Source organism: Ruegeria sp. N7 (assembly GCF_056531345.1).
The window spans coordinates 400,664-418,761 of record NZ_JBQFLR010000001.1 but is presented as its reverse complement, the minus strand read 5'-3'; the positions used below and the strand labels follow the sequence as shown (position 1 = coordinate 418,761).

General features: G+C 57.1%; 15 protein-coding genes. 6 read left to right on the top strand and 9 right to left on the bottom strand.

Features of this window, described 5'->3' with window-relative positions; translation table 11 throughout:
• Positions 1–17: 17 nt before the first annotated feature.
• From ACR0ES_RS02070 to ACR0ES_RS02060, 3 genes are read right to left on the bottom strand one after another with little or no spacing between them, the layout of a single operon-like run.
• On the bottom strand, positions 18–1,058 hold the full coding sequence (locus ACR0ES_RS02070) for a lipocalin-like domain-containing protein (RefSeq protein WP_480772737.1): 1,041 nt from the start codon (positions 1,056–1,058) through the stop codon (positions 18–20).
• Complete coding sequence (locus ACR0ES_RS02065) at positions 1,048–3,462, bottom strand: FtsX-like permease family protein (RefSeq protein WP_480772736.1); 2,415 nt, start codon at positions 3,460–3,462, stop codon at positions 1,048–1,050. Before ACR0ES_RS02065 ends, ACR0ES_RS02070 begins: the two co-directional genes overlap by 11 nt.
• The gene (locus tag ACR0ES_RS02060; RefSeq protein ID WP_480772735.1) at positions 3,459–4,106 is read right to left on the bottom strand and encodes an ABC transporter ATP-binding protein; all 648 of its coding nucleotides are present in this window, start codon (positions 4,104–4,106) and stop codon (positions 3,459–3,461) included. Before ACR0ES_RS02060 ends, ACR0ES_RS02065 begins: the two co-directional genes overlap by 4 nt.
• A 171-nt stretch (positions 4,107–4,277) precedes the next feature.
• Here ACR0ES_RS02060 and ACR0ES_RS02055 point away from each other — a divergent pair, with 171 nt between their 5' ends.
• Complete coding sequence (locus ACR0ES_RS02055; protein WP_267366422.1) at positions 4,278–4,712, top strand: ion channel; 435 nt, start codon at positions 4,278–4,280, stop codon at positions 4,710–4,712.
• On the opposite strand, the gene cls is transcribed toward ACR0ES_RS02055, so the two are convergent.
• The 3 genes from cls to ACR0ES_RS02040 all read right to left on the bottom strand — a co-directional run bounded on the left by cls (position 4,709) and on the right by ACR0ES_RS02040 (position 8,830).
• Positions 4,709–6,121 carry a cardiolipin synthase gene (gene cls / locus ACR0ES_RS02050; RefSeq protein ID WP_480772734.1) on the bottom strand — a complete coding sequence of 471 codons (1,413 nt, stop codon included), beginning with the start codon at positions 6,119–6,121 and terminating at the stop codon, positions 4,709–4,711. The two genes, ACR0ES_RS02055 and cls, sit on opposite strands and share 4 nt — an antisense overlap.
• A gap of 24 nt (positions 6,122–6,145) precedes the next feature.
• Complete coding sequence (locus ACR0ES_RS02045) at positions 6,146–7,117, bottom strand: HAD family hydrolase (protein ID WP_480485564.1); 972 nt, start codon at positions 7,115–7,117, stop codon at positions 6,146–6,148.
• A 93-nt stretch (positions 7,118–7,210) separates the two neighbouring features.
• The gene (locus ACR0ES_RS02040) at positions 7,211–8,830 is read right to left on the bottom strand and encodes an arylsulfatase (protein WP_480772733.1); all 1,620 of its coding nucleotides are present in this window, start codon (positions 8,828–8,830) and stop codon (positions 7,211–7,213) included.
• A gap of 205 nt (positions 8,831–9,035) precedes the next feature.
• Between ACR0ES_RS02040 and ACR0ES_RS02035 the strand changes: the two genes are divergently transcribed.
• Positions 9,036–9,704, top strand: a complete 669-nt coding sequence (locus ACR0ES_RS02035) for a Crp/Fnr family transcriptional regulator (protein WP_480564661.1) — start codon at positions 9,036–9,038, stop codon at positions 9,702–9,704.
• A 99-nt stretch (positions 9,705–9,803) separates the two neighbouring features.
• Here ACR0ES_RS02035 and ACR0ES_RS02030 read toward each other — a convergent pair whose 3' ends face one another.
• A complete protein-coding gene (locus ACR0ES_RS02030) occupies positions 9,804–10,892 on the bottom strand; it encodes an AI-2E family transporter (RefSeq protein ID WP_480869324.1) in 1,089 nt (362 codons plus the stop codon).
• A 171-nt stretch (positions 10,893–11,063) separates the two neighbouring features.
• Between ACR0ES_RS02030 and ACR0ES_RS02025 the strand changes: the two genes are divergently transcribed.
• The 3 genes from ACR0ES_RS02025 to ACR0ES_RS02015 all read left to right on the top strand — a co-directional run bounded on the left by ACR0ES_RS02025 (position 11,064) and on the right by ACR0ES_RS02015 (position 14,107).
• Positions 11,064–11,930, top strand: coding sequence for a YihY/virulence factor BrkB family protein (locus ACR0ES_RS02025; RefSeq protein ID WP_480869322.1), 867 nt, complete (start codon positions 11,064–11,066; stop codon positions 11,928–11,930).
• A complete protein-coding gene (locus tag ACR0ES_RS02020) occupies positions 11,927–13,828 on the top strand; it encodes a tetratricopeptide repeat protein (protein WP_480869321.1) in 1,902 nt (633 codons plus the stop codon). Before ACR0ES_RS02025 ends, ACR0ES_RS02020 begins: the two co-directional genes overlap by 4 nt.
• An 87-nt stretch (positions 13,829–13,915) precedes the next feature.
• Positions 13,916–14,107, top strand: coding sequence for a hypothetical protein (locus ACR0ES_RS02015; RefSeq protein WP_480869319.1), 192 nt, complete (start codon positions 13,916–13,918; stop codon positions 14,105–14,107).
• Between the two features lie 2 nt (positions 14,108–14,109).
• Here ACR0ES_RS02015 and ACR0ES_RS02010 read toward each other — a convergent pair whose 3' ends face one another.
• Both ACR0ES_RS02010 and ACR0ES_RS02005 read right to left on the bottom strand, forming a co-directional pair.
• The gene (locus ACR0ES_RS02010) at positions 14,110–14,826 is read right to left on the bottom strand and encodes an RlmE family RNA methyltransferase (RefSeq protein ID WP_209503858.1); all 717 of its coding nucleotides are present in this window, start codon (positions 14,824–14,826) and stop codon (positions 14,110–14,112) included.
• Positions 14,826–15,938 carry a Ppx/GppA phosphatase family protein gene (locus ACR0ES_RS02005; RefSeq protein ID WP_209503859.1) on the bottom strand — a complete coding sequence of 371 codons (1,113 nt, stop codon included), beginning with the start codon at positions 15,936–15,938 and terminating at the stop codon, positions 14,826–14,828. Before ACR0ES_RS02005 ends, ACR0ES_RS02010 begins: the two co-directional genes overlap by 1 nt.
• A 178-nt stretch (positions 15,939–16,116) precedes the next feature.
• Between ACR0ES_RS02005 and ACR0ES_RS02000 the strand changes: the two genes are divergently transcribed.
• Complete coding sequence (locus tag ACR0ES_RS02000; protein WP_480869317.1) at positions 16,117–18,003, top strand: PhoX family protein; 1,887 nt, start codon at positions 16,117–16,119, stop codon at positions 18,001–18,003.
• Positions 18,004–18,098: the final 95 nt, after the last annotated feature.

Genomic DNA, 18,098 nt, shown 5'->3' with positions numbered 1-18,098 from the left:
ACAAATATCGGGTGGGTTCAGTAGCCTGTCATCTCAAGATAGCCAACGCCTTCATGGCTGCCGGTTACGGTGACAGGGCCTTCCCAGTATTCGAAACTGGTACCCATCCACGCATCAGGTGTCAGGGCTGAGACCTGAATATCTATGCCCCGGTCCACAAGATCGACTTGCCAGTGTGTCGGGATGTCACGCCCGGCAACCTCGTTGGTACTCAGCGGCAAAAGGCTGATTGAGCCTTTGGGGATGGCCTCAGTACTGCCGTCTGAATTGATCCAGGTGGCCGAAGTGAAGTCGCCTCGGTCCCCGCGCAGGCGAAAAGCCATCAACTTATCGCCGCCCTCAAAACTGAGCGAGAACCAATCCCAACCCCTCTGATCTGCCGCCAAGGGTTGTGAGGACCATTCCCGATCCAGCCAGCCCTGACCGGTTACACGGACTTCACTATCCGGCAAATGCAGCACGCCTTCGACAGAATAGAAGGGCTGCGAGTAATAGTAACTTGCCTGCCCATCAGAAGATTTGACCGAATAGCCCGCGTCTCCGTGAAGAACCAATGGCCCTTGCGCAGTCAGCGAAAGGTCATAGCCGAAGTCTTTACCATTTGCCGTCAGCGACAGGCTGTCCAGATCCGATCCGGCCATGCGCCATTCATCAATCCAGGCCTCAAACGGTTGTGCAGTTACACCGGCCTGGCCAATCCCCCCGCGTGACAATCGCTCGGTGAAAAAATGAGCCTTGGGGGTCGTAACAGCAGCATGACCCATCCAAAGTTGCGGGCTTTGCCATCCGTCATTGTCATAGGGTTTTAGGGCTGACCGGAACAGGGTCCATTGAATGCCATAGTCCAGACCGTCGTCCCCTTGGAGATTGGCGGTCAGATACCACCATTCGATGCGGTAGGCCGGGTGGGGGCCGTAGTCTCTTGGGAAATCAAACTCATACCCGGCTACTGGCACGTCAAAGCCTTCGGCCGACCCGCCGAGACCTGCGTAGCCCTGCGCCCAAAGCGGTATCGGGTAGAGCCACATAAGAAGGAACAGGAGGGTCCTAACGTTCATTGGCGAACACTCTCAGCAGATCGGCGGGTGGCAGGCGCAGCATCCGTAGCGCGGGCAGGGCGGCGGCAAGCAGGGCAGCAAGAAGGGTCAGTAGAAACAGCCACAGCCAATCCCAGGGGAAGACGAACATCGGCAGGCGCCAACCAAAAGCCTGAACGTTGATCACCGTCAGCAGAACCCATGCCAGAACAAGCCCAAGTGGCAACGCCAGACAGGCGGTCAATGCCGCCAGCAATAGGCTGCGCAACAGTTCCAGCCCTGCAAGTTGCGCCCTGTTCAGCCCCAGCGCCCAGACCGGTGCGATCTGTGGCAGGCGCTGGGTCCACAGGGTCAGCAGACTGGTGAGAATGGCAAATCCCGCCACGCCGAGGGTCAGCACATTCAAGGCCGAGGTCACGACAAAAGTCTTCTCAAATATCGACAACGACTGCGCCTTCATTGCAGCTTGCTGTACGACAGACTGACGTGGAAGGTTGAACCGTTCCCTTAAGGTTTGCGCCATTTCGGTTGCGTTTTCGGGGTTTAGACGAATGCCAAAGCGGCGGGCCTCCGTACCCGGAGCGATCCGGTTCAGTTGGTCCATCGAGACGATGGCTTGCCCGGTAGGATTCCCATAATCCGAATAGACCCCGGCGATGGTCAGGATGTGGTCCGGCGATAAGGCCAAAGCACCGCCGGGCCAGAGATCGGCACGCCGGGCCAGTTGCTCGTTGATCAGAACCGCACGCCCGGCCATGACGTCATCCCATGCATTCGGCGTTGAGGTGATCACTGGCCAGTTCTGCCGATAGACCGGATCATCCACGACACCGTAAAGAAACAGAGGCCCCGTTTCGTGCGACAATTCCACATTTCGGATTGGCAGAATGGCTTCGACCTGAGGGCGCAGCCAGTCGGTAATCTCCTGCCCCTGATCGTCGTCGCTGGCTGTCAGGTAGAGTTCTGACGTCAGGCGCTGGTCAAGCCACCCGACGAATGTCAGCCGGAAGCTGGACACCATCGTGCCTACGCCGACATTCGCTGCCAAAGCCAGCAACAGGGCCATCAGGGCAAGTGACAATCCGGGCAGTTGTGCCCGCATATCCGCCCAGATCCATTGGGCAACAGGCCCCCGCGCTGTGCTGGCGCAGAATGAAAGCATTACTGACAAAAGCGCAGGCAGCACCAGCGCTGCACCGGTCAGCAAGCCAGCCAACAGGGCAAACCCGGCGATCAGCCCCCCGAAACTGACATAGGCCAAACCGCCACCCAGGATCATCACCAATCCGAATGCCGCTGCAAGATTGCGCGCGCGGGGGTCGCCCCGCCACGCTTGAACGCCCGGACTTGTCAGCAGGGGCATACGCGACAGGCGCCACAATGCGTGGCCGCTGGCCAGCAATGTGCCAAAGACTGCCATGGCAATCCCAGCCAGAACCCATTCCGGTTGCAGCGTCAGTTGCCCTGTTACCGGTGCGCCGTAAAGGCCACGCAACGTGGCCGCGACATCGGGCAGAAGTGCTCCGGCCAGAAAGAAGCCCAAAAGCAACCCGACGAGCCCACCGATCAAGGCCAGAAATGTCAGCTCGGCAAGGATCAGCCAGACCAGTAATCGCATCGAGGCGCCCAGTGCCCGCAGCGTGCGGATAATGCCCCTGCGTTGCGCAAATGCCAGCCCGACTGTGCCGTTCACGATAAAAAGGCCGACCGCGAAGGACAGCAATCCAAAGGCTGACAGGTTCAGGTGGAAACTGTCGGTCAGTCGAGCAGTGTCGATCTTTTGTGACGGGCTGATGCGTTCCAGCTCTGGCGCGATCGTGGTCAGGGTCTGAAGCCTGCGGGGTTGATCGGGCAGAATAATGAGCCGCGAGACTGAACCGGGCTGATTCAGAAGACGTTCGGCAACGCCGATATCCGTCAGGATCACATCCGGCGGCAGCGCTGAGGTACTGAGAACCGGGGGCAGAGTGCCCTGATCGCGCAACAAGGGCTCCAACTCCGTCGAAACCAGCAGGCGGCCCGGAGCAGTCAATATGTCCGCCGGGCCGGGCGGCGCACCGCTTTGCTGGGCCTCGGTAATTGCGGGCAAGGCGCGATAGGCCACCATATCCACGCCCATCAAACGCAACGTACGTCCAGCGACCCGATAAGGGCCTTCCAGTACGGCGGCCACCTGCCATCCCGCGCGACGCAGATCGACATAGCGGGACATGGGGATGAAACCGGCTGGATCGCGCAACTCGTCAAACTGCCCAAGTGCCAGCTGGGCGTTGGCACGGGAATAGCTGGCGCGGGCCTCGGCGTTGATGGCCTGAACAGCGGACCACAAACCAGTTGCCAAGGCGATACCGATTAGCAGTGTTGCCAGTTGCAACCGGTGCACCCGCCAATGGGACAGCAGGGCCTGGACGACGGCCAATGTCATTGGATGCACCCGCCGCTCAGGCGTAGGTGCGTGTCCAGACGGGCCGCGATCTGCGGGGAATGCGTCACCAGCAGCAAAGCTGCGCCAGTATCAGACACAAGTGACAGCATCAGGTCCAGCACTTTGGCTCTGGCGGTTTCGTCAAGATTGCCCGTCGGCTCGTCCGCCAGCAACAGTTTCGGGCGCGCTGCCATGGCGCGTCCGATGGCCACCCGCTGCTGCTGTCCGCCCGACAAGCTTTCAGGGTAGCGGTCCAGCAGATCCAAAAGCCCAAGCCGTTCGGCCAGTTGCCCGGACCAATTGACATCCTCGGTACCTGCAAGGCGGGCATGAAAGGACAGGTTTTGCCCCACGGTCAGCGATGGGATGAGGTTGAACTGCTGGAACACCAACGAAACCTTACTGCGCCGCAACCCGGCCCGCCCGGCATCGTCCAACGGGGACAGTGGCGTGCCATCCAGCGTGATCTCGCCCCCGTCGAAATCGTCCAGGGCGGCTGCCAGGTTCAACAAGGTGCTTTTTCCGCTGCCGCTTTCACCGGTCAGTGCAAGCGTTTGTCCCTGATCCAGTGTCAGAGACACATCGCGCAGAACGGGCCGCCCGCCGGGATAAGTCTTTTGAACTCGGTCGATGATCAACAGCATGAAGCGCCCTTTTTGCACAGGATGTGCGTCGGACTTCCCAACTGTCCAGTGCAGACCTTACTCCGGTTCCTTTCGCCGCAGGCTACTTCATCTGGCGGCGGGGTTGTGCCTTGTGGTTCTAAAGGTCATTGTGCCCGGGCAATCCATGGTCGAAATTCAGGGTGAGAATACATGACGTTGCTGCATCAGATCGTTTGGGGCAGTACCTTTCTGGGTATTTGCATCCTGATCGAGATTCTCTTTCTGACCTGGTGCACGATATTCATTATCAAGATGGACAAAAAATGGGTCACACGCGGGGTGTTTGTGGCAACGGCGGGGCCGATTTCTGTTGCCCTGGGGTTCATTATCGCGACGCATACCATTCAGGTCTGGATCTGGGCTATCGTCTGGGTATTGCTGAATGTGCTGCCGGACTGGAACTCGGCCATCTATTTCTCTTTGGTGACGTTTACGACGCTCGGATACGGCGACATCGTTTTGGGTGAAGGGCTGCGCATCTTCGGCTCGTTTGCCTCGGTCACCGGGCTGTTGGCGTTTGGATTGTCGACCGCGTATCTGGTCGCACTGATGACACGCGTTTTTCAGGAGAAGTTCTTTTCCTAAAGGATCGGTGCAAACAACCGCGCCAGCGGCGCACCAAAGCGGATGTGGGCCGGTTGTTGACGCAACCTGCGGGTCAGTTCGTAGCTAGATTCGAAATCTTCTTGTAGCATCTGGTCGACGGCCTGCGCAGCCCGGGCATCAAAGAACAGCGCCATTGCTTCGAAGTTGAGGCGGAAGGATCGGTTGTCGAGGTTTGTTGTTCCAACAGCGGCCAGCGTCTCGTCAACAACGAACGCCTTTTGATGCATGAACCCACCGGTATAGCGGAACACGCGTACGCCGCAGTCGCGGATTTCATCGAAATAGGCAAACGCGGCCAGCCAGGGCAGGCGATGGTCGATCATGTCAGGAACAAGGATGCGTACATCCACACCGCGCATCGCGGCATGTTGCAGGGCTGTCATGACATCGATGTCGGGTACGAAGTAAGGCGACGCAATCCACAACCGTTCTTTTGCCTCGGCGATTGCCGCAAAGAACATCATGGCGCCAGTTTCGGTTTCGTCTCCGGGCCCGGTCGCAACCAGCAGGGCATTCATGTTCTGTTCGGATTCACTGCCCGCCCAGTCAAGTTCATCGATCAGGTCTTCGTTATGTGCCCAATGCCAGTCTTCGGTGAAGATAAGCTGCAATTGCCGGACGACATGACCGGACATCATGATGTGAGTGTCGCGCCAGTGGCCGAAATGCGGGTGTTTGCCCAGATATTCCTCGCCTACATTGTGCCCACCGATAAAGCCTGTCTCGCCATCGATAATGACGGTTTTGCGGTGGTTTCGGTAATTCAGCTGAAACCGAAAATTCGGGCCGCGTTGTTGACGAGGGTCGGCGACATCAATCCCGGCTTCACGCATGGTATCCAGATACGCGCGCGGCAAACCATAACTGCCGACTGCATCGGTCATGAAACGGACGTGAACCCCACGTTTCGTCGCCTCGATCAGCTTGGATTGCAGTTTGCGGCCCAGTGCGTCGTCTCTGATGATGTAGAACTGAATGAGGATATAGTTCTTGGCCTTGTCGATGGCGTCGAAAATGGCGTCGAATGTGGCGTGCCCGTCAACCAGCAGCCGGGCACCGTTTCCGCTGGACACAGGAAGATGCGCCAGAAACTCGAATGGGCGCGGATTGATGGACATTGTGGAGGGATCGGGCCTTGAGTAATCGGCAAAGGTTTTGATCCCTTCAACAACCCGCTCACTTTTCTGGCGCGCGATGCGATATCCGTGAAAGCGATGGTGTCCCAGAAAAAGATACAACGGCACCGCCAGGAAAGGTGCTGATACCAGAAAGACCACCCACCCAACTGCACCTTGCGGTGTTCGCGCGGTTTGTGCTGCTCGGATCGAAAACACAAATGCAGCCACGTACAACGTGAATACAAAGATAGATACCAGCGCTGTCCACATGGGGTCTTACATCTTTCGGGCCGTTCAGTTTGCCCCAGTGTAGATGCGTGACCAGTCTTGCGCCATATCGACAATGATCCATCCCTTGTCAGAACCCTGATCCAGCCCGTCTGCTAGCTTTCCTATTGGGCTTTCGCGGTCATAGGCCCATTCGCGTTCGGCGTCCGTGTGGTGGATCAGAATTCCCAAACGCGGGCCATCACCCGACGTTGTCCAATCCAGCATAGCGAAATCTCCGTCCGAGTTGCCTGCGGCCAGAATCGGGCGTCTGCCAATCGTACGTTCGATGTTGATCGGCTTGCCTTCCTTGTCGTCGATGAAGGCTAACCCCGGTGCCTTGATGATCGTCGGGTTGCCGTCGATCACCTTATAGGTGCTGTCTGCATAGCTCCCCAATATCTGTTCCGGCGGGATACCATATGCATCCTCGGCAAAGGCGCGCATGAAATGAATGCCGCCGCCGGATACGATGTAGGTTTTGAAACCCTCATCACGCAAGTAACGCAGCAACTCGACCATCGGCTGATAGGTCATCTGGTCATAGGGCAGGCCGGTGCCAGGGTGGCGTTCGGTTTCCAGCCACTGCGCAACACCTGCCTGAAAGTCATCGACGCTGGTGCCAGAATGCGATGCGTTGACAACTTCGATCAGCGCCTCATGCCCGCCTTCAAGAACGGCCGCTAGATCACCCTTTGCTGCAGCTTCCAAAGCAGGAGTTGCCAGGATCGACGGGTCCCGCTCGGCCAGATCGGCCAGTCGGTCCATGGCAAAAACAAACTGGAAATACACGGGCTGTTCGGCCCAAAGCGTTCCGTCATTGTCGAATACGGCGATCCGGTCATCGGGCGTCACGTAGTGAGCTGAGGCAGGGTCGGTCACCTCGTCAACAAACGAAACGATTTTCGCTTTGGATTCTAGATTGTTCCAAGAGGGCAAGGGGTCGGCGATGGCGACCGTCGCTCCTAGCACACTGCACAATATCAAAAACAGACGCACGGATTATTCCTCAATTTTCAACTGCCAATGAGAAGCGCCGGGCCCCGGTATCGGGACTCCGGCTTTGTCGTGTCTTGGATCAAACGGCCAGCATCACGGTGCGCCCGGGGGTGACGTCAACTTCTCCATCACCTTGTCGAGGCTGAAGCTCGCGGCTTCTTGCCGGGGAGGGTACTCCTTGAAGGTTTCAAGGAACTGCGCGACATAGGCTTGCGCAGGTACCAGCATGTAGGCACGGTCGAGCATCCAGTCATAGTAGGTGTTCGATGTGCGATAGCCACGCTCGTATGGGTCGCGTCGCAAGTTGGCGATCAATGGCACACGCAGAGGGGTCAGAGGCTCCATCCAGGCGCGCAAGGTTGCCCATGCCTTTTGTTCAAGGAAGGTGATCTTCCAATCACCGAAGCGCAGTGCCGCAAGGTCACCATCGTCGGTGAAATAGAAGATTTCCCTGCGCGGGCTCTCATTTGTTTCGCCGGTCAGCAACGGCAGGATGTTGTAGCCATCCAGATGCACGCGGTAGTCACGCCCGCCGCCAACTTCGGCCACGGTGACGCCTTCCAGAAGATCTTCTTTCACGGTTTCGTTGCCAGCCGCCGCTAGGAATGTTGGCAACCAATCCATATGGTGCACGATCTCGTTCGACACAGCGCCTTCGGCAATCTTGCCGGGCCACCGAACCATGGCGGGTACGCGCCATGCGCCTTCCCATTGGGTGTTTTTCTCACCCCAGAACGGTGTCATCGCGGCATCTGGCCACGTATTCATGTGCGGACCATTGTCGGTCGAATAAAACACGATGGTTTTATCGGCGATGCCCAGCTCGTCCAGCGCAGTAAGGAAGTCACCGATATGCATGTCGTGTTCGATCATGCCAGCCGTATACTCATCCACCTGCTTGCCCACGATTTCATTGGCTTTTGCCCATTTCTCTTCGGAAACATGCGTGCGGAAATGCATCCGGGTGCCTGACCACCAGACGAACCACGGTGTGCCGCTTTCCTCTTGTTTGCGGATGAATTCAATCGCTGCCGCTGCGGTTTCATCGTCGACTGTTTCCATACGCTTCTTGGTCAGCGGGCCGGTATCCTCGATCTCACCACCTGCTGTCGACTTGATCACGCCACGCGGTCCGAAAGCTTGTCGGAAGGTTCTGCCATCGGGCAGATTAGCATCATTGGGATAGTCAATGTTTTCCGGCTCCTCCTCAGCGTTGAGATGGTAGAGATTGCCAAAAAACTCGTCAAAACCGTGGTTTGTTGGAAGATGTTCATCCCGGTCACCCAGGTGGTTTTTTCCGAACTGACCTGTGGCATAGCCTTCTGCTTTCAGAAGGCCTGCAATGGTCGGGTCTTCGATCTGCATGCCTTCCTCAGCGCCGGGCAGGCCAACTTTGGACAGGCCCGTACGGAAAACGGATTGCCCCATGATGAAAGATGATCGCCCGGCCGTGCACGACTGTTCACCGTAGTAATCCGTGAACATCATGCCTTCTTCGGCAATACGGTCGATATTGGGTGTCTGATACCCCATCAGACCCCGCGTGTAGGCCGAGATATTGGACTGGCCGACATCGTCGCCCCAGATCACAAGGATATTCGGTTTCTGGTCCTGCGCCCAGGCGGGTATGGCCAGTGTCAATGTGGCGGTTACCACGGCAAGTCGGCGCAAGTTACTGCGCCAGGTGCCGGATAGCGAACATGGAGGTAACATGGTTTGCTCCTGATTTGAGAGGATCTTAGTGACCCTTGGAAAATTAAATCTCCGGCGTTCAAACGCATGAACAACACGGCAGCAATGTGTTGATTCCCATGTCGAAAATATCAGATCCTGGGAATCGAACGTTTTCAGCATAGGTCAGTTCTTGCGTTGGAAACTCATCATATGATTATATCTCAAAGTACAAATGTGAGACAAAATGAATAATCTGAAGCTATTACGAAACACCGGATGGTTCAGTGACCGCTCGTCAGAGTTTCAAGCCGATTTGGCAGCTCTTGGCATACTGAAATTGGTTGAGGCGGGTGAGACACTGTACCACTACGGTGATACGGCAAATGGAATCTACGCGATCCTCAGCGGTGGTGTGCAGATAACGGCCCCTGCGGATGACGGTCAGGAGTTCGTTTTGCACCGCGATGGCGCTGGGTTCTGGATCGGCGATCTTGCGTTGTTTGCAGGTGCACTGCGTCTGGTCAGTGTTGTCACGACGCAAGCCACTCAAGCCTTGTTTTTCCCTAACCTGAGCATCTCGCGGTTGATTCAGAACAATCCTGACTACATCCGGGATTTCTATGCGTTAACGCATGAGAATATGCGGACCGCATTGCGCATCATGGCAAATCTGGCCGTGACGGGAACGGAAAAGCGGCTGGTCCTGAGGTTGCTTCACTTGGACGAAGGGACCTCAAAAACCGAAGGCTGGATTGATGTTTCGCAAGACGATCTGGCGGCGATGATTGCTGTATCGCAGCCGACTTTGCACAGGAACCTTCACCGGCTTGTGGATTTGGGGTTAATCGAACTGGGGTATGGCCGGGTTCGACTGCTGGATCGGGGCGCATTGATAGCCAGTTGTCAGACCTGAGGTTTCGGGTCGCGACACCGCTATGCGGTCCAATATTCGCGGACAGGCTGGCCGCGGTGTACGGTGCCCGACGAGCTTAAATCAACGCTGCGTCTTGGTTCAGTTTTTCGCACGCGCCTGACCGTCCTCTTCGCCCAATTGGCCGTCCAGAGACATCATGATTGCGACCGGGCGTAAAGCAGGGATGTGGCTGAACACGATCAGGATGCAGACCGTCAGTGGCACGCTCAGGAAAGCGCCGATCAGGCCCCAGACAGTTGTCCAAAAGGTCAATGCCAGAATAACTAGGAATGTCGACATGTTCAGCGAACGTCCCAGCATGGCCGGATCAAGGAAGTTACCGATCAGGAATTGAAGGGTGCCGCACCCAAATAAGATAATCAAAAACGGAACGATCGTATCAAACTGAACAAGCGCGATCATGGCTGGGAAAAACACCGCTATGATCGACCCGATCGAGGGAATGAAGTTCAGAGCAAAGGTCAAAACGGCCCAGGTTTCCGCATATTCCAAACCAAGGACCCTGAATACAAAGTAACTGATGCCCGCTGTGATCAGGCTGATCAGCGTCTTTACCCCAACATATCGTTGCAGGCTGATCGATATGGCATCAAGCATGGTCGCAAAATCTGCGCCGGTTTGGGGGTCGCCAGCCGCAAGTTGAATTTTCTTGCGAAAGGCCAGACGCTCGGCCATCAGAAACGCGACATAGAGGCTGATCAGAAAGAACTGGTTTAGCAGGGACGTAGCGCTGCCCAGCAACAGGCGTGCGACATAGGTCATGTCGATGCTGACCAGATTGTCGCGGATGAAAGTGGTGACATCGTTGCCGACAAGACCGGTTATGCGCTCAACCGCCCCGTCGAACTGGTTTTCGTACGTGCTGACGGACCGAGCAAACTGCGTTGCCTGACTGCCCAGCACGTACATGATCATGAACAATCCCACCAGAACCACGGTCACTCCGGCGATATTGGCCAACCAGACCGGAGCACGGGACAGCGCGGTAACGCGGTCGCTCAGCGCAATGATCAGAACATTGACCAGCAGCGCCATGGCAAGTGGGATCAGGAAGTTCGCCCCGGCATAAAGCCCCAACACTATCAGCGTCGCGATAATGCAGGTGTCGCGGACAACAGACAGTTTTAGCCTGGGGCGAGCCGTGAAATCTTCCTGATCCGGGATCATTCAGTATCCTGTTTATCTGTTCTTACGCAGGCTGGTGATCGCCCCGCTTTACCCAATCCTGCACCTGCAATCCGTTTTTAGCAATGCAGTCAGCCGTTTGCAGATCGGCATTTGTCACTTTGATACCGATGACGGGTTCTGTGTTTTATTTCGGCAGGTTAGGGTTGCAGGATGACAAAGCCTACGATTCCCCCGTTTGGCCGCCCGCTTCAGGCACTGTGGCTGGCACTTCGCCGGTTCGTCAGGAAAAACGGACCTGTCATGAGCAGCCACGTCGCCATGTCGCTGATGATGGCCCTGTTTCCCTTTGTGTTGTTCACCGTGGCGCTGGCCGGGGCATTGTCGCAGGACTATGTCACTGACGAGTTGATTGATCTGCTGTTCGGGGCATGGCCCAAGGATGTTGCGGACCCTATCGTGGCCGAATTGCGTGCCGTTCTGGCCGGGGCAGGGTCGGGTGTGATTACGCTGGGTGGCTTACTTGCGATCTACTTTGCCTCCAACGGGGTTGCCGCAGTACGCGCCGCGATGAATCAGGCCTATCACGATCAGGACAGTTGGCCTTTTTGGAAAACCCGGCTTTTGTGTCTGATCCTGGTTATCCTTGGCGGTTCGGCAATCCTTGTTATTGCAACGGTCGAGGTGGTCTTGCCGGTCTACACGAAACTGGTGGCAGAGCATACCGAAGCTCCGGTAGCGGACTGGCTGTCCGTAGATCGCCTGCGGTGGACGTTTACCGTGGCCGTTCCGGCAGGCACCGTCCTGCTGGCTCATCTAATCCTGCCAACCCGCAGGCACAGCCTGACCCAGATCCTGCCCGGCGTCATACTGACATTGGTTTTGTGGGCAGCTGGCGGATGGGCATTTTCAGTCTATATCAGCCAGTTCGCCACCTACAGTGCCACATATGCGGGTTTGGCCGGGGCAATGGCTGCGCTGATCTTCCTGTATCTGTGTTCTGCGATGCTGATCCTTGGCGCTGAATACAACGGCGCATTAATCGACCTTCGGAACGCCGCTGAAGGAGATATGGCATGAGATTTGCCATTCTGGCGGCTTGCTTAACCCTCGCAAGTGAAGGGCAGGCGCAGTCACTGGAATATGTCGGGTCGGATCAATGTTCGGACTGCCATCAACGCGAGGCCGAGGCATGGGCTTCGTCTCATCATGCCTTGGCCTGGACGGAAGTTGGCGACGGCCATCTGGTCGCCGATTTCGATGGAACCCGGTTCGTGCAGAACGGGATGACGGTTGAATTTACTAAACAGGCAGACAGGTTCACAGCTCGTGTAACTGAAAAAGACGGTGCGACGACGGCATATGATGTGCATTCCGTCGTTGGGATTACGCCTCTGCAACAATTTCTGTTTGAAACCGAACCGGGGCGGTTGCAAAGTTTTGATGTGGTCTGGGATACCGAGCAGAAGCGCTGGTATCACTTATACCCCGATCAGGATCTGCCGCCAGAAGACGGGCTGCACTGGACGGGCCCTTACAAGAACTGGAACGCGCGCTGCGCCGAATGTCACGCCACAGGGTTTGAAAAGAACTACGACGCGCAATCCAGAACATACTCTTCCCGACAGGCTGAGATTGGAGTTGGCTGCGAAGCTTGCCATGGACCGGGGTCGGCACATATCGATTGGACCAAAGGGCAGGGTGTTGCCGGGGGGCTGAGTGATAGAGGCTTCTCGATGAGCTGGGGCAAGGGCCAGACCGAGGCCGAGATCCAGCAATGTGCCGGATGTCATTCGCGGCGCGAGGCGCATGGCAACGGAAATCCTTTGCCGGGAACCCTGTATCATGATGCCTATAACCTGGCTGTGTTGCGGCCCGGTTCGTATCATCCGGACGGGCAGATACTGGATGAGGTCTACGTTTACGGCTCATTCCTGCAATCCAAAATGTATGCCCGAGGGGTCGGATGCATGAACTGCCACGAGGCACATAGCGCGCAGTTGAAGGCCGAAGGCAACGGTATTTGCACGCAATGTCATTCCACGGCCGGAAACCCAGATTTCCCGACGCTAGCGAAAAGGGAATACGATACACCCAATCACCATCATCACGTCATGGATAGCGCGGGCGCCCAGTGCAAAAGCTGCCACATGATCGAACGCACATATATGGGTGTGGACGGTCGCCGGGATCACAGCTTTCGCGTGCCGCGACCGGATCTGGGATTAGGGACTGATGCCTGCACTGATTGCCACCAGAATAAGGATCAGGCCTGGGCTGCCAGCCGGATCAACGGCTGGTTTCCTGACACAGACAATAGGGGCGCGCATTTTGGTACGGTATTCAGAGCTGCTGCCGATCGTCAGTTGAATTCGCCAGAGGGTTTGATTGCTGTCACAATGGATCCCTCGCAACCCGCTATCGTGCGCGCAACAGCGGCGTATTTGCTGCAACCCTTCGGCTCGCCCGAGGTTGCCGCGCATACAGCGCCACTGTTGCAGGAAGACGATCCGCTGATACGCGCAAATGCAGCAGCCTTGCAGCGTCAGGCGAGCCCTACGGATCGTGCGCAAAGGTTAGAGCCACTTTTGTCTGATCCTTTTCGCAACGTTCGCATAGCCGCCGCCAAGGAATTTCTGAGTATTCCTCCTCAAGCTCTGACATCTCAGCAACAGGATTTGGCCGGGGAAGGGATGGCCGAGTGGCAGGCGGCGATCTCGAACAGGCTGGATGCCCCGGAAACCCATCTGGTTCTGGGGGGCATGGCGTTGACGCTGCGCAACGCCTCGGCCGCCGAACGGGCATTTCGTGAGGTTGTCGCGCTGGACCCTCAACGCGCCGAAGCGTGGCCCATGGTGGTACAGCTGGCGCAGATCAACAGCGGCCCGGAAGCCGCACGTATCGCCTTGCGCGAAGCCTTGATCAGGTTGCCCGATGACCCGGCTTTGCTGCAATTGTTGCAACAACTGGGCCCCTGATCCGGCACAGGCTTGCCCGATTTGTTCCATCTTCACGGCAAGATTTTACGCTAACAGCATTTCGGAACTGTTGTTTTGAGGTGATGCATGTCCGCTGAGTCAACAAGACAGAAAGCAACCGGAACGAACCCCGCTACGCTGGCGCAGCGCATTGAAGAGCTGCGCAATCGCGAGCCTGTATATGTTTCGCATGGGGACACACTGATGTTGCAGGGTATGGCCGCCACGTCGTTGCGCGAACAACGTCTGACCGGAAACCGTATCCGTTTGGAAGATTAAGTTCAGCCGCGAAATCCGGTTGCCACAACGAATTTTTCCGAACTGTCCGAACGGGATGCGGGCGGTTTCACATGCGCCACTTTCTGAAATTTCTGCTTCAGAAGTTTTTGCAAATCGCCTTCAGCACCGCCGGCAAGAACCTTGGCTACGAATGTGCCACCTTCTTCCAGCACGTCAAACGCAAAATGGGCCGCAGTTTCACACAGTGCAATGATCCGAAGATGGTCGGTCTGCTTGTGACCCGAGGACGCCGCGGCCATATCCGACATTACCACATCCGCCTTGCCACCCAGCCAGTCTTTGACCTTCTGGTCGGCGTCATCCTCCATGAAGTCCAGAACATGGGTATCGGCACCCGCAACCGGTTCCACTTCCTGCAAGTCGATACCCAGCACCGTTCCGACCCGTTTTCCTGACTTTTCGCCAAGCGCGTTTACCCGTTTGACTGCAACCTGGCACCAGCCACCAGGCGCGCACCCCAGATCAACAACCCGTGCTCCGGGAACGAGAAAGCGGAACTTGTCGTCAAGTTCCAAGATCTTATACGCGGCGCGCCCACGGTATCCTTCGGTCTGGGCGCGCTTGACATAGGGGTCGTTCAACTGCCGTTCGAGCCAACGGGTCGAACTCAGCTTGCGACCCCGTGCGGTCTTTACCTTTACCTTCAGGTCACGCTGCCCGCGCCCCGAGTTGTTTTTGCCAGTTGGTGTCTTCGCCATCAGAACGGTCCGTCTTCCAGTACCCCGTCCGCGCTCATCTGCGCATAAAGCAGGCCCTCGCGCAGGCCCCGATCTGCCACGGAAAGGCGATCAGTGGGCCAACAGCGCAACAATGCCTGCAAAATGGCCGAGCCGGACATGATCAGGGCCTGCCGGTCTTCCCCAATCCGAGGATCCCGGCGGCGCCCATGAGGGCCGAGTTCTAAATACCCGCGTATCACTTTGTCAATCTGGTCACTGGTCATACGCAGCCCGTCAACTTTGGTCCGGTCATACCGCTTGAGGCCCAGATGCGATGCCGCAACCGTAGTGACAGTTCCGCTGGTGCCGACGATCTGAAAACCTTCACGGGTTTGTTCATCTTTGTAAGGTGCGAAATCGGCCAGGTTTTCTTCGAAAAACCAGCTCATCAACGCAAACCGTGCCGCGTCGTTTTCGACGTCATTGAACTGATCCCGCAACGTGGCAACACCCAGCGGCACGCTGATCCAGTCCACAACTTTTGCGGCAGGAAAAGGGCTGTCGACCGTGTGAAATCCGTTATGCAAACGCATAATCGCAGCCGGGCGGTCACGGCGAGGGACGGACGAAATGTCGATCCAGACCAGCTCGGTCGAACCGCCGCCTATATCGACAACCAACAGCTGTTCGGTCTTGGTGGACACCAGCGGGGCGCAGGAGATCACCGCCAAACGGGCTTCTTCTTCGGGTTGAATGATTTCAAGCGTCAGCCCGGTTTCGCGTTTGACCTGTCGGATGAATTCGCGGGAATTCTTGGCGCGGCGGCAGGCCTCGGTTGCGATCAGACGCATCCGTTTTACTTTGTTCCGCTTCAGCTTTTGTTGACAGATTCGCAGCGCCTGAACGGTGCGTGCCATCGACGCCCGCGACAGACGTCCGGTGCGTTCCAGACCCGCGCCCAGCTGCACGGACTTGGAGAAGCTATCAACCACATGAAACCCGCTGCCCTTGGGCTGGGCTATCAACATGCGGCAACTATTTGTTCCCAAATCCAGAGCCGCATACAGGGCATCCGGATCGGGTCTTGCCGGCGCGGGGCTTTCGACCGCTTTCGGGAACGCGCCCGCACCTTTGGGACGCTTGGGCGCCATCGTAACGCCCTCCGATTTTCGAGTTGATTTGACCCTAGGCGGGGCGTCGTCGTCGTGCAAGCGATTTCCATTTCAAATTTGGTTTGGATGTCACACGCCGTTCATACTGAGGTGCGATTTGATCTTTGATCCCGGTTGAGGGATTCTTGATCGCAATTAGCCGCAGACGGAGCCTGCCATGAAAGATGAACGTGTCCTGACCTTTGACGAATTCGATGAAATGGTGAACCCGCGCCCCGAAGAATGTGAGTTTGACCGCGTCGTTGAGCGTGCCCTGTCACGTCGGGGATTTCTGGGCGGCGTATTGGCGACGGGAAGTTTCACGGCTTTGGCTGGGTCGCTGCTTCCGACTGGTGCGCGCGCAGCCGCAGATCGTTTTGCGTTCGAGGCGATTCCGGCGTCAACTGCCGACGACGTCATCGTGCCGCAGGGCTACAAGGCCGAGGTGTTGGTGCGCTGGGGCGATCCGCTTTGGTCTGATGCGCCCGAATTCGATCCGGCAACCCGTGGAACTGCCGCCAGTCAGGAGCGTGCATTCGGTGACAACACCGACGGACAGGATGTGTTTCTGCACGAGGGGCACGTTCTGCTGGTCGTGAACAACGAATATACCAATCGCGATATCCTTTGGGGAAACAATCCGGATGCCAAAGCCGCCTCGGATGACGATGTTGCCAAAGGCATGATGGCGCATGGTGTGACGGTGGTCGAGATTGCAGCTACCGATGGCAAGTGGGGCATTGTTAAGGATAGCCCGTATAACCGCCGCATCACGCCGCAGACAGACATGTCACTGACAGGACCTGCTGCGGGCCATGATCTGCTGAAAACTCACGCTGATCCGACGGGAACCGCCACTAAGGGCACCTGGAACAACTGTGGCAACGGCATGACCCCATGGGGGACGTATTTGGCCTGTGAAGAGAATTTCAACGGCTACTTCTCGGCTGAAGACGAAAACCACGAGGTCAGCGCCGAACTTCAGCGCTATGGCGTTTCGACCAAGGACTGGGGATACGGATGGGCCGGAATTGACGAGCGTTTCGATGTCTCGAAAAACCCCAACGAGCCGAACCGCGCTGGCTATGTTGTCGAAATCGACCCAACCGATCCGGCCTCGACGCCTCGCAAGCTGACTGCGCTTGGTCGGATCAAGCATGAAAACGCCGAGGCCATTGTGAACAATGACGGTCGCGTCGTCGTCTACATGGGTGATGATGAACGGGGTGAGTTCCTGTATCGCTTCGTCTCGGAAGGTGTTTATGCCGCTGGTGTGGATACGAAAGCGCTGCTTGAGAACGGTACGTTGTCGGTTGCAAAGTTCAACGACGACGGGACTGGTGAGTGGCTGGACCTGACCCCCGAAACAACTGGTATGACGTCGCAGGCCGAAATCTGCATCCATACGCGACAGGCAGCGTCGGCCGTGGGCGCGACCACTATGGATCGCCCGGAATGGGTTGCAGCCAATCCGAACGCGCCCGAGGTCTATTGCTGCCTGACCAACAACAAGAACCGCGGTGTGAAACCGAATGCCGGTGGCGACGACACTTCGGTCAACGGGCCGAATCCGCGCGAGTCGAACAAATACGGTCAGATCGTGCGCTGGCGTCCTGAAGGCGGAGACCATGGCGCATCGGGTTTCGGATGGGACCTGTATGTACTGGCCGGAAACCCGACCGTGCATCAGGATGCGTATGGCGGTTCGGACAATGTCAACGCCGACAACATGTTCAACTCGCCCGATGGGCTGAAGTTTGACAGCAACGGCCTGCTGTGGATCCAGACCGACGGCAAATACAGCAACGAGGGCGACTTCGAAGGGCAGGGGAATAACCAGATGCTGGCAGGCGACCCGGTTACCGGTGAAATCCGTCGTTTTCTGGTTGGCCCGAACGAGTGTGAGATCACTGGGCTCAGCTGGTCGCCGGATCGCCGCACCATGTTTGTTGGTATTCAGCACCCCGGTGAAGACGGCAACAGCCACTGGCCCGACGGTGGTAACTCGGTTCCACGTTCAGCCATTATTGCGGTTACTCGTCAAGACGGCGGGCTGGTCGGTTAACCCTGGCAAGACGCGCTGAATCAAGCCTCGGGCGGGTCATGCCGTCCGGGGCTTTTTGTTCATTATGCAGCGCTCTCATAGTGACAATGAGAATT